Source organism: Mixta intestinalis (assembly GCF_009914055.1).
GTDB classification, from domain to species: Bacteria; Pseudomonadota; Gammaproteobacteria; order Enterobacterales; family Enterobacteriaceae; genus Mixta; species Mixta intestinalis.
In genome coordinates, this window is record NZ_CP028271.1 from 891,607 (window position 1) to 903,938 (window position 12,332).

Below are 12,332 nucleotides of genomic sequence, written 5' to 3' on the forward strand. Positions count from 1 at the left end.
TCTGTAAAGGTTTTATCATTTAAAATTTTTTTTGCTTATTTTTAACGCTTTTAACCTTTTATTATCTGAGCGAATGAAGCCTTCTCAGTAAGATAGCTGATAAATGCAGGATAAAAATGCCCATTTACCTGCCTAAAAAAACACTGAATTATGTTCAAACCCACAACAAAAGAGAGTAACATTAAGACGCTTAATTAAAGTGTCGCCCTTAAACATGACCATTCCGGAGAAATCCTCTTTTGATTAGCATTCTTCTTGTGGATGACCACGAACTGGTACGCGCAGGGATTCGTCGCATACTGGAAGATATCAAAGGTATTCAGGTAGCCGGTGAGGCCTGCTGCGGTGAGGATGCGGTAAAATGGTGCCGAACAAATAAGGTTGATGTCATCCTGATGGATATGAACATGCCGGGGATTGGCGGTCTGGAAGCCACGCGCAAGATCGTGCGCTTCAACCCGGATGCCAAAATCATCATGTTGACGATCCATACGGAAAATCCGCTGCCAGCTAAAGTGATGCAGGCCGGGGCGGCGGGTTACCTCAGCAAAGGCGCCGCGCCGCAGGAAGTGATCAACGCCATTCGTTCAGTTCATTCAGGGCAACGCTATATCGCTTCAGATATTGCGCAGCAGATGGCGTTGAGCCAGATTGAGCCAGAAAAGGGTGAATCTCCCTTTAGCTGTTTGTCGGAACGGGAATTGCAGATTATGCTGATGATAACCAAGGGACAGAAAGTGACAGATATTTCTGAGCAGCTTAATCTCAGTCCCAAAACCGTTAACAGCTACCGTTACCGAATGTTTAGCAAGCTAAATATCAGTGGCGACGTAGAGTTAACGCATCTGGCCATCCGGCATGGCCTGTTTAATGCGGAGTCGTTGATCAGTAGTGAGTGAAGCCTTTGACGCAAAATCTTTCCTGAAAACCGTCACCAGCCAGCCAGGCGTTTATCGCATGTATGACAGTGGCGGCACAGTGATTTATGTTGGTAAAGCCAAGGATCTGAAAAAACGCCTCAGTAGCTATTTTCGCAGCAACCTTGCCAGTCGTAAAACCGAAGCGCTGGTAGCCAATATCCATCATATTGACGTTACCGTTACGCATACGGAAACCGAAGCGCTGCTGCTGGAACATAACTATATTAAGCTCTATCAGCCTCGCTACAACGTTCTGCTGCGTGACGATAAATCTTATCCCTATATTTTCCTGAGTGCCGATCCCCATCCACGTCTGGCAATTCATCGCGGCGCAAAACATGCGAAAGGCGAATACTTCGGCCCGTTTCCTAACGGTTATGCAGTGCGTGAAACCCTGGCGCTGCTGCAGAAAATTTTCCCTGTTCGTCAGTGCGAAAATAACGTTTATCGCAACCGTTCGCGGCCCTGCCTGCAATATCAAATAGGCCGCTGTCTGGGGCCGTGCGTTGCCGGGCTGGTGAGCGAAGAAGAATATGCCCAGCAGACGGAATATGTTCGGCTGTTTCTTTCCGGCAAGGATGATCAGGTGCTGAATATGTTGGTCAGCCGGATGGAACAGGCTAGTCAGGCGCTGCGTTTTGAAGAAGCGGCGCGCCTGCGCGATCAAATTCAGGCGGTACGTCGCGTTACGGAGAAACAGTTTGTCTCCAATCAGGGTGACGATCTGGATGTTATTGGCGTTTCCTATGATGCAGGTATGGCCTGTCTGCACGTTCTTTTTATTCGACAGGGCAAGGTGCTGGGTAGCCGCAGCTATTTTCCGAAAATTCCAGGCGGCACCGATTTGGCTGAAGTGGTACAGACTTTTGTCGGGCAATTCTACCTGCAGGGAAGTGAAGCGCGTACGTTGCCCGGTGAGATTTTACTTGATTTCAATCTGCCGGAACGGGAACTGCTGGCTGACTCGCTAAGCGAGCTGGCCGGACGTAAAATCCATATCCAAAGCAAACCGCGCGGCGATCGCGCCCGTTACCTGAAGCTGGCACGAACTAATGCGGCAACGGCGCTAATAACTAAATTAACCCAGCAGTCAACCATTCATCAGCGGCTAACGGCGCTGGCTGATGCGCTTGATCTACCGCAGATTAAACGTATGGAGTGTTTTGACATCAGCCATACCATGGGAGAGCAGACGGTAGCTTCCTGTGTAGTGTTTGACAGCAACGGGCCGCTGCGGTCGGAGTATCGGCGGTATAATATTACTGGCATAACGCCTGGCGATGACTACGCGGCGATGAGTCAGGTGTTGCGACGTCGCTATGGCAAAGAGCTGGAACCGGAAAAAGTGCCGGATGTGATTGTCATTGACGGTGGTAAAGGGCAGTTGGCGCAGGCGAAACAGGTTTTTGCTGAACTTAACGTAAGCTGGGACAAGGAGCATCCACTTCTGCTGGGTGTGGCGAAGGGGAGCGATCGTAAAGCAGGTCTGGAAACACTGTTTTTAGAGCCGGAAGGGGAGGGATTCTCGATGCCGCCCGATTCACCTGCACTGCACGTTATTCAGCATATCCGTGACGATTCCCATAATCATGCGATTACCGGGCATCGTAACAAGCGGGCAAAAGTTAAAAATACCAGTGCGCTGGAGAGCATTGAGGGCGTGGGTCCAAAACGCCGACAACAGCTGTTAAAATATATGGGCGGCCTACAGCCGCTGATGAACGCCTCGGTTGAAGAGATCGCTAAAGTTCCTGGCATTTCTCACGCCCTGGCGGAGAAAATTTATTACTCGTTAAAACACTAGCATTGAAACCCCGGTGGCAATGTAGCAACATACGGGTAAACCCTACTCATGCCAGACAGTTAGCGTACCTTATGCAATTGAATATTCCGACGTGGCTTACCCTGTTTCGTGTCGTCCTGATTCCTTTTTTTGTTCTGGCGTTCTATCTGCCGTTCAAGTGGGGGCCGATGGTATGTGCCATTATTTTTGTTATCGCAGCCATCACCGACTGGTTTGACGGTTTCCTTGCCCGTCGCTGGAAGCAGTCTACCCGCTTTGGTGCGTTTCTTGATCCGGTTGCCGATAAGGTGATGGTGGCGATGGCTCTGGTGCTTGTGGCGGAACAATTTCACGCCTGGTGGATTACGCTGCCAGCGGCGACCATGATTGCCCGCGAAATTATTATTTCCGCGCTGCGCGAATGGATGGCTGAAATTGGTAAGCGCAGCAGCGTGGCAGTATCCTGGATCGGTAAGGTGAAAACAACGGCACAGATGTTGGCGCTGGTTGCGCTACTTTGGCATCCTAATCAACTGATCTCCGCTATTGGCGTGGGCGCGTTGTATATCGCTGCGGTACTGACGTTTTGGTCAATGTTCCAGTACCTCAACGCTGCACGTAGCGATCTGTTTGAGCGGTAATCGATACGCTGCAAAAAACGGCAAACGGATGAGAAGATAGATAATTTTATTGACTCATCCATAGAGGTCAGTAAAATGCATCCCATCGAAAGGCGTTAATGTCGCCAAGAGAAAAAAATTATCAGCTTTTTGTAAATGCTGATCTTCGCGGGAATAGCTCAGTTGGTAGAGCACGACCTTGCCAAGGTCGGGGTCGCGAGTTCGAGTCTCGTTTCCCGCTCCAAATTATCGCCAGCAGACGTGTCAATTTCGTTTGTTGTGAAAAAAGGGCCGTAGGGCCCTTTTTGTATTTTTAACCTCCCCAACAGGCAGGTTCCGGTTTTTAGTCATTAACTCCCTTTGATCCATTCTTCCATTTCAGTTCCTTCATCAAAAAAGATCAAGCCGATAAATTTTGTTTGCTATAGCTTTATGTTGCTGTCTGCTGTCTGCTGTCTGCTGTCTGCTGTCTGCTGTCTGCTGTCTGCTGTCTGCTGTCTGCTGTCTGCTGTCTGCTGTCTGCTGTCTCTCTTGCATCCTTAAAGTGGTTGTTAACCTTTGGTTAATTATTTATTTTGTTTATTTCTAGTTATTTAATGATTGCCTGATAAGGGTTGTTATTATATTTTAGCGATCGATTTTATAAATCATTCAGTTAATTTTTGGAATCTTTAATAGTGAAACAGATTTCACCTACATTTTTTGATGTTGGGTTAGCTGAGAAATTATTTTGATAGTATGTTTTTTTAAAGAAATAAGATCGAAGATAGCAATTATTCTACCTGTGTAATAGAACATAAATATGGTTTTTTTACAGGTTTAAACAGGCGAGTGCTGACCACATTAAATATATAAAAAACTTTCTAAAATAATCATTTTTTCTTGACTGAAATGCTTAATAAATAATATCTTTACTTTATTTTCATATTAATAGTAAGAAAAAATCATGTTTTCATTGTTAAGTTTTTGATTTTTTTTAAATTCAGTTGATATTATAAAAATCCAGTAAAAATACTATTATCGGTTGCTGCGAAATAATTTTATCGATCGCAGTTACTTAACAGAAATCTTGCCTTCACAGGTAAGAATGGCATCAGAGGAAATTATATTTCCTCTGATGCCGAAACGTAAATTCAATATCTTATAAGGTATTGAAGCAGGGAGCCTTAATTAGTGATGGGGTAATATATTCAGACGACATAATTTTGTTTGCTCACTGAATGGAATCACTAGCCAGGCGCTATTGAAAAATAAAAATAGTAAAATTAGGAAAAATAAAATGAGTGCAACAAAAAAAATTACGGTTTAGCAAAGCTAAATCCTGTAGCAGTATCGTTGTTACTAACGTTACCTGTAATAATCCAGGTTGCTAACGCCGCAGTAAAAGAGGGTACGACGGTATCAGCGGTGAATGGTGTTACGGTCGTTGATATTAATAAAGCTAATGATAAAGGTATTTCTCATAACTTCTACGATAAATTGAATGTAGATAAAAATGGTTTGATTTTTAATAACAGCCAAAATGTCGTTAACACGACTTTGGCTGGGGAAATTCAGGGAAATAGTAACCTTGCTTCAGGTGCGGCAAAAATTATTCTGAATGAAGTTACTTCTAAAAACCAGAGTACCTTAAATGGAACGATGGAAGTGGCTGGCGGCAAGGCACATTTAATTATTGCTAACCCAAATGGCATTAGCTGTCAAGGTTGTAACTTTATCAATACAGAAAACGTTACTCTGACTACTGGTAAGCCAGATATGCAAAACGGTGAGCTAAAAGGCTATGCGGTAAGCCAGGGTACTATTGATGTTAAAAATTTGACTAACGTATCACCAACCGAGTTGCTGGCACGTTATGTTAAAGTAAATGGTAAGGTCATGGCTAAAGAGCTGTCGGTTATTGCAGGTAATAACTATATCGATACAGCAGGTAACGTGACAGGTAAAGTTGAAGCGGGATGGAATTTCTTCAACATCTTCAACAGTTATGGTATCGACGTAGCAGCCCTGGGAGGAATGTATGCCGATAAAATCAAACTCATTAGCACTGAGCAAGGGCTGGGCGTGCGAAATGCGGGTGTTATCGCCGGTGGACCGCTGGGCGTCGAGATCACAAGCAACGGTAAACTGATAAATACTAAAGCTGCAATCAATTCATTGGGTAATGTCTCTATCAGAACTGCTAACGCGCTGGAAAATGAGGCAGGCACAATTACTGGTGAACTTGATATTAATATCGATACTAACCAGAACGCGCTTACCAACTCAGCTGGGGGCAGAATCGCTACAAAAGGAAACATATATATTGATAGTGGTGTATTTAACAATGTCAATGGCAAAATCGAAGCAAGTAACATGGTGGCGATCAATACGCACAACCAGACACTAACTAACTCCGGTAAAGGAGCGCACTCAGGCATACACTCCGCGGCTGTTCTACTGGAAACGGGAACGCTGGATAACCGTAACGGATTGATTAAAGGTCACTATGTCGGCACAACATCCAATTATATTGATAATAGTGATGGTACGATAGAAGCCACCGGTGATATGGATTTAACCAGTAAGAGCCATCTCTATAATACTAAAGGCCTTATTCGTTCAACTGCCGGACATGTTCATATTAACGCGCTGCAGGGCAGCGTAACTAACGGCACCACGGCGACAGCCGATACGTTTAGCGGAGATTCATTGGGGATTATTGCTGGTGAAGGCGGCATCAAAATTAAAGCCGCAGCGATTAATAATCGTAATGGGCAAATTGCAACTAAAGGCGATCTTAGCCTTACCAGTAGCGGTTCGGTTGATAATTATGATGGTAAATTATCAAGCAATAAATCAATAGATATTACCGCTAAATCACTGCTTAATTCTCGTGCAGGACTGGTAAGCGATGAAAATATTGATATTAAAGTTGATCGTGAGTTCCTCAATACCCTGGCCATTGTTAAGGCGAAAGAAGGATATGTAAAAGTTAAGGCTGACAGCATATTTAATAAAGGTAGCATATTAGAAGGCCAGGATGTAGAGCTTACTGCTGACAGATATATTGATAACAGTGAGGCGTTAATGGTGGCCAATAAAAAGCTAACTCTTAATGCCGGTACTTACGTTGATAACCGTAATGGTTATGAATTCGCAGGTATTCACGGAAACTATCTTGGAATGCCACAGCAGAAAGGCGGTATGGTAGGGCGTGCTGGCGTAGAAATTAATGCAGCCACCCTTATTAATAGCAATAGCCGCATTATCGGTGAAGCCGGCCCGATTAATCTGAACATTTCTGGCGACATAAACAATAATTACGGGAAGATTTTAGCCAATGCTGGCGAGGCTTCTATTCATGCTAATTATATTAATAACAACTATGCTCTCATAAGCGGTAAAGGTACGATGACAATTGATGCTGTATCTATGGATAACCGTAGCTCCGGGACAATTGTAGAAGATAACTTGACGGGCGTCGTTGAGGGGCATCAGGGATTAACATTAAACCTGAATAATACATTCACTAACTACGGTTGGATCAATAGTGAATCAGGTAATGTTACTGTAAATGTGAAACAGGGTATCCTTTCTAACCGTAATACTATCCATGCGAAAGGTGATGTATCAGTTTCTGCTAAAAATGCAGTAACTAACTATAAAGATATAGATGCTGGTAAAAAACTTACGGTTAAATCTGATGGATACATTACTAATAACCATCAAAGTAATATGAATAGTGGTGAAGTTACATTAATAACCGCGAAAGGAGATATTACTAATAAAGCTAACCTGGTCAGTGACAAGTTAGTTATCGTTGAATCCGAAAAGAATGTCTATAACTACGGTAAGCTACATTCAGTAAATAATGTTCAGGTTACTGCAAATAGTATTCTTAATAGCGGTAATAATGCTGTGCTAGGTGGTTTTAAAGGAACCGAACTGAATAGTGGAAAAGTAAATAATATCAGCGGAATAGTGCTTGAAACTGAAGGCCCTAAATAATAAATAAATTAAAAGCGGCAGTCTGGCGGCTGCCGCCTTTTTCATCCAGGATAAACATGAAAATAACGCATGCTATTTTTTGTTTTTTAACTACTTATGCCTGTCATTTTCAGGCGGTAGCGCAGCCAGAGTTAAATCGTATTATTAAAGAACAGCAAAATAATGATGATGCTGCACGTAAGGAAAATAATTTAGTTAAAAAGGATGTGTATTCTATTATCAATAAAAAACATAATGACATAGCAGAATTCCCCGTTGAAGAAAATTGTTTTTTAATAAATGAAATTGTGCTTGAGGACAATTTTTTACAGCGCGCATCACTTAATCAATTAAAGGAAATGATTGTGCGGCGTTGCATGGGAATGCAGGGTTTAGAAAAAACAGTCTCGCTTATTCAGGATTACTTTATTAATGCAGGCTATATTACAACCCGCATTGAAATCCCTGAGCAAGATCTCTCACTTAATAAACTGGTTTTAAAGGTGGTTCCGGGAAAAATAGATGAGATAAAAATTGAAAATAACGATATTTATCAATATATTCTTCCTTTTAAAAAAGACGATATATTGAATATCAGGGACATAGAGCAAGGTCTTGAAAATTTACAGCGGGTTCCCGGTGTTGATGTGAAAATTGGTATTACGCCTGGTAGTCGCAATGGTTACAGCAATGTGGTAATCGCCACTAATCGTTACAGAAGCTGGAACCTTAGAGCGACCTATAATAACTGGGGCGATAAAAGTACGGGAAGGCAGTTAGCAGGTGGAGTAGGGTATCTTTATAACCTGACAAAAACTAACGACATTTTCTACGTTTCAGGCACAACCAGCACTACAGGTAATTATAAGAGTATCAGTACTTACTATTCTATTCCTTTCGGTTACTGGGATTATGAGTTGTTTTATAGTAGCAGCGCTTCGCGGCAGGGATTTAGTATTGCTGATATGGATCTTAGCTATCGTGGAGAAAATAAATATTTTAGTGCTAAAGCCAGTAGAACGCTTTTCCGTAATAGTGACAAAAAAATCACCGGGACGGCTGAGCTTATCCGAAGGAAAGCTGACTATAAGCTGAATGATATCGCGTTATTATTGCAAAAACGTGATATGGGAAACGTTCGGTTCGGATTGCATTATAAACAGAACTCTCCCGGAGCTGCATTGAACGGCAGCTTGACTTATCAACGTTTTTTGACGTGGTTTGGGGGAACCCCTACTTCCGATATGAAAACAGGTGAAGTGAATGAAGCAAGTCACATTGTGAATCTGGATTTGAATTATACCAGGCTACTTCGTTATGGGTCTCTTGATGCTTACTACAATATGAAATTTGGCGCGCAATATGCGCCTAATCCGTTGACACTACAGGATCAGTTTACCATAGGCAGTCGTTGGAACGTTCGTGGTTTTGAAAACAGTAGTGGGCTGTATGGTGATAAAGGATTCTATCTGCAAAATACCATAAATTTTATGACGAGTTATAAAGCGATAGAACCTTATATCGGTATAGATTATGGGCAGATCTCAAGCAGTGCCTATACTCACAATTCGGGCAGTAGCCAAAAAATTATGGGGGCCGTAGCAGGTATTAAGGGAGGGACAGGTGCACTGGGTTATGACGTTTCGTTATCAACACCGTTAATTTCACCAGATGAGCTAAATATAGATAAATTTACTATAAACTTTCACGTTTTTTACCAGTTATAATCCTTACCAAGAGGAAAGATATGTTTATTGGTACGGACATAGTTGAAGTAGAGCGTATTGAAAGGGCCATTTCGGTGTCAGGTAGGGCGTTCCTGCAACGTGTATTTACCGAGCGGGAGATTAAGAAAATTGATGCCCAGCATCCGAATTATGAAAGAGCAGCTGGCTTTTGGGCAGCAAAAGAATCGATGGTTAAGGCTATAGGGCTGGGTTTTCGTGAAGGTATACGTTTTCATGATATGGAAGTAGAACACGATAAATATGGCTGTCCCTGTTTCGTACTGCGAGGAAGGCTGAGAGAGCACTTGGCTGAAAAAAAATGACAGCATTGTCATTGAGTATTTCTCACTGTCGAACTCATGCTATTGCTGTTGTGGCCATTCTCACACAGCAATAATTAACAGAGGGTTTATTTATATGTATAAGTATAACGACCTTATTGATAAAACCGTGCTGGTTACCGGCGCCAGTGGCGATCTTGGATTAGCTATTTGCACCCGATTTTTAGAGCAACAGTGTCGGGTTTATGCGTTATACAACTCCCATGCTGCTGATCTTATTGAATTAAAAAAAATTCACCCGCACGGTGAACAGCTTAATATCCTACAGTGCGATCTGGCTAATAATGAGTCAGTTATACAGCTTTGTGCCTATCTTAGTGAGAGTGCCGGTAAAATTGATGTACTGGTAAATAATGCTGGTATTGTTAAAGACAGCTTGTTTGCCGCGATGAGTGTTGATGATTTTAGCACAGTTATTGATACCAATTTGCTTACGGTTTTCAGATTAACCAAAGAAGCGCTGATGCTGTTAAGAGCGGCAGAAAGCCCGGTAATTGTTAATGTCGCCTCGATTGCCGCCATTATTCCCAGCGTCGGTCAGATTAATTACAGCGCCTCAAAAGGCGCGATGCTCAGTTTCACCCGCACCCTGGCGGCGGAGCTGGCGCCACGAGGCGTACGGGTTAATGCCGTGGCGCCGGGCATGATTGATTCAAAAATGGTCAAAAAAGTATCGCGTACTGTGGTTCGTGATGTTATCAATTCCATTCCGCTAAAGAGACTGGGTAAAAGCGCCGAGGTGGCAAACACCATCGTTTATTTGAGCTCTTCAGCTTCGAGTTACATTGTCGGACAGACCATCGTTATTGATGGCGGTCTGGTTATGCGGTGATTTATGTCGAAATATGCCATTCCCTCAAAAGTATTTTTGGAAATGGGCGGCTGGCGTCCGCCGCTGCTGATGGTGGATCGCATTGATGATTTTAAATATGGCCCAAACGGTTATGTGCAGGTTATCAAACACGTTACCTATAACGATCCTTATTTAGCCGGCCATTTCCCGGAAGATCCTATTATGCCGGGAGCGATTATTTCTGAGATTTTTGGCCAGGCGAGTGAATACTTATCTTTTTTAACCGATATCTGTGACCTGTATCGTGAACGCTATAATGAAAGTCTGCACTCATTGCGTGATATCCGCGGAAAAATTTATGACGATAATATGCGGGATATTATTCGCACCCGACGCGCGCAGGTAAGAGGCGTGCTGGCGGCACAAAATTTAAAATTTAAAGATACCGCCTGGCCGGGAGACACCATTGAGGTAGTAAGCAAGCTGGCTTTCGCCGATGAAAAAGGATTTAAACACTATTCGGTTTCCGCTCACGTCGGAAAACGGCTGATCAGTCAGGGGACGATAATCAATTATCGGGAAGTTAACTTATAACGACATGGAGTTTCAGTGATGGCAACGATGCAAGAGAACATCGATGAGCGTAAGGCGGTATTGTATACCATTAAAACGGAAATTATTCAGCGCCTGAATATTCCTAAAGATGCAGCCCAGATTGATGATGACACCGCGCTTTTCGGCAATGGATTAAAACTGGATTCGGTTGACGCAACTGAAATTCTGGTCCTGTTAGATAAAGTGTTTGATATTCAGGTAAGTGAAACTGACGATCCGGCCTATATGCGCACCATCAATAATTTGGCATCGTTCATTATTCAAAAGAAAAAAGCAGCCTCATCCACTAAAGATAAATAAGTCATAAAGGTATTTATATGAACACACTTCATGATTTACACATAAAGCATCACGCCCGGATGGGGCAATTTAATGATAAAACCGTACCTGCCTCTTACCATGATGACGATACTGAATATCGTGCCGTCAGGGAAAATGCGCTGCTGGTTGATTACTCCCATATGTCTATCGTTAGCGTTATGGGGGAAGATGCCTGGGCGCTGGTAAACCATATGGTTTCTGCGGATGTTTCTACTATTCGTGATGAACAGGGCATTTATTCTCTGGTTCTTAATGAGGATGGAACCATTTGCGGTGATGTCTATATTCTCTGCGCCGATGAAGGCTATTACCTGCTTTCTGAAAATATGACCGCGTCGGCAGTTATCGCGCGGCTGGAAAAGATTTTGGAAAAAGCGGAAGAGCTGGATATTCAGGATACACCGCAAATCTGCACTATGGAGGAGGCCTGCTGGGGAGCCGCTCTGCTTGAAGGGCCTTATTCATGGGAAGTTTTGGCGGAAGTGTATGGCTTTGACATCATCGGGTTGCCCTATCATGAATTTATGAATACTGACGATGGGCTGATGGTTTTTCGCTGCGGTAAACATGGCGAGTTTGGCTACCTGATGATAGGTGAACAGGGAGCACTGGCGGCGTTGTGGCAGCAGCTGCTGGACATTGGCGAAAAATATCGTCTGCAAACCGGTGGGCTGGATTATCAAAAAACGGTACGTATAGAGAATCCTGCCTGGGATACCTCAATCTATGCCGCTTACTCGCGCAATCCAGTTGAGTTACAGCTGCAGTGGGCTGTGCAATACGACAAAGAAGATTTTATCGGCAAAGAGGCTGTAGAAGAGTACTCCCGTTCCGGCGTTGAATGCAGAGTGGTAGGGATGTTGCCTGTTGCTGCCTGTACGAATATGCAGCCTGATGATTGCGTACTGGTTGATGGCAAGGTTGTCGGTAAACTGATCAGCACAACTTTTTCACCGGCTCGTTGTTCCTTTATTGCGCTGGCTTTGCTGGATGAAGCCTATGCCTGGTCAGATATTGAAGGTTTCACTATTCGCACCCGCGACGGCGATGTTGCCGCTATGACGCACAATCTACCGTTCCTTTATAACCTCAGCATGTTGGTCAGCCCGACGGAACATAGTTTTATTGATGCGTCGAAATCCCGTAGCGCGCTGTAATGCGCTGATGGTGTTTGTTTTGCAGACCAGGTTCTGAGCTGTAAAGAGCGGCGACCAGCCAGCTCAGACCATTTCTGCGCCTGAGA

General features: G+C 43.6%; 9 protein-coding genes, 1 tRNA gene and 1 pseudogene. All 11 read left to right on the forward strand.

The window, feature by feature from the left end:
* Positions 1-239 precede the first annotated feature (239 nt).
* The 11 genes and pseudogenes from uvrY (at position 240) to C7M51_RS04170 (ending at position 12,246) form a co-directional block, all read left to right on the forward strand.
* On the forward strand, positions 240-899 hold the full coding sequence (gene uvrY, locus C7M51_RS04120) for a UvrY/SirA/GacA family response regulator transcription factor (RefSeq protein WP_160620628.1): 660 nt from the start codon (positions 240-242) through the stop codon (positions 897-899).
* Complete coding sequence (gene uvrC / locus C7M51_RS04125) at positions 892-2,724, forward strand: excinuclease ABC subunit UvrC (RefSeq protein ID WP_160620629.1); 1,833 nt, start codon at positions 892-894, stop codon at positions 2,722-2,724. Before uvrY ends, uvrC begins: the two co-directional genes overlap by 8 nt.
* A gap of 71 nt (positions 2,725-2,795) precedes the next feature.
* Complete coding sequence (gene pgsA / locus C7M51_RS04130; RefSeq protein WP_160620630.1) at positions 2,796-3,344, forward strand: CDP-diacylglycerol--glycerol-3-phosphate 3-phosphatidyltransferase; 549 nt, start codon at positions 2,796-2,798, stop codon at positions 3,342-3,344.
* 147 nt (positions 3,345-3,491) lie between these two features.
* Positions 3,492-3,567 (forward strand) — tRNA-Gly (locus tag C7M51_RS04135).
* Between the two features lie 1,163 nt (positions 3,568-4,730).
* Complete coding sequence (locus tag C7M51_RS04140) at positions 4,731-7,313, forward strand: filamentous hemagglutinin N-terminal domain-containing protein (protein ID WP_244323791.1); 2,583 nt, start codon at positions 4,731-4,733, stop codon at positions 7,311-7,313.
* 56 nt (positions 7,314-7,369) lie between these two features.
* A complete protein-coding gene (locus C7M51_RS04145; protein ID WP_160620632.1) occupies positions 7,370-9,019 on the forward strand; it encodes a ShlB/FhaC/HecB family hemolysin secretion/activation protein in 1,650 nt (549 codons plus the stop codon).
* 20 nt (positions 9,020-9,039) lie between these two features.
* Positions 9,040-9,416: pseudogene (acpS, locus tag C7M51_RS04150) on the forward strand (holo-ACP synthase).
* Between the two features lie 20 nt (positions 9,417-9,436).
* The gene (locus C7M51_RS04155) at positions 9,437-10,192 is read left to right on the forward strand and encodes an SDR family oxidoreductase (protein WP_160620633.1); all 756 of its coding nucleotides are present in this window, start codon (positions 9,437-9,439) and stop codon (positions 10,190-10,192) included.
* A gap of 3 nt (positions 10,193-10,195) precedes the next feature.
* On the forward strand, positions 10,196-10,747 hold the full coding sequence (locus C7M51_RS04160; RefSeq protein WP_160620634.1) for a hotdog family protein: 552 nt from the start codon (positions 10,196-10,198) through the stop codon (positions 10,745-10,747).
* 18 nt (positions 10,748-10,765) lie between these two features.
* The gene (locus C7M51_RS04165; RefSeq protein ID WP_160620635.1) at positions 10,766-11,068 is read left to right on the forward strand and encodes an acyl carrier protein; all 303 of its coding nucleotides are present in this window, start codon (positions 10,766-10,768) and stop codon (positions 11,066-11,068) included.
* Positions 11,069-11,085: 17 nt separating this feature from the next.
* A complete protein-coding gene (locus tag C7M51_RS04170; protein WP_160620636.1) occupies positions 11,086-12,246 on the forward strand; it encodes an aminomethyl transferase family protein in 1,161 nt (386 codons plus the stop codon).
* The last annotated feature ends 86 nt before the right edge of the window (positions 12,247-12,332 follow it).

Coding starts and splice junctions, on each gene's coding strand:
- C7M51_RS04145 (WP_160620632.1), top strand. CDS start 7,370: ATGAAAATAACGCATGCTATTTTTTGTTTTTTAACTACTTATGCCTGT.
- C7M51_RS04165 (WP_160620635.1), top strand. CDS start 10,766: ATGGCAACGATGCAAGAGAACATCGATGAGCGTAAGGCGGTATTGTAT.
- pgsA (WP_160620630.1), top strand. CDS start 2,796: ATGCAATTGAATATTCCGACGTGGCTTACCCTGTTTCGTGTCGTCCTG.
- C7M51_RS04170 (WP_160620636.1), top strand. CDS start 11,086: ATGAACACACTTCATGATTTACACATAAAGCATCACGCCCGGATGGGG.
- C7M51_RS04160 (WP_160620634.1), top strand. CDS start 10,196: ATGTCGAAATATGCCATTCCCTCAAAAGTATTTTTGGAAATGGGCGGC.
- C7M51_RS04155 (WP_160620633.1), top strand. CDS start 9,437: ATGTATAAGTATAACGACCTTATTGATAAAACCGTGCTGGTTACCGGC.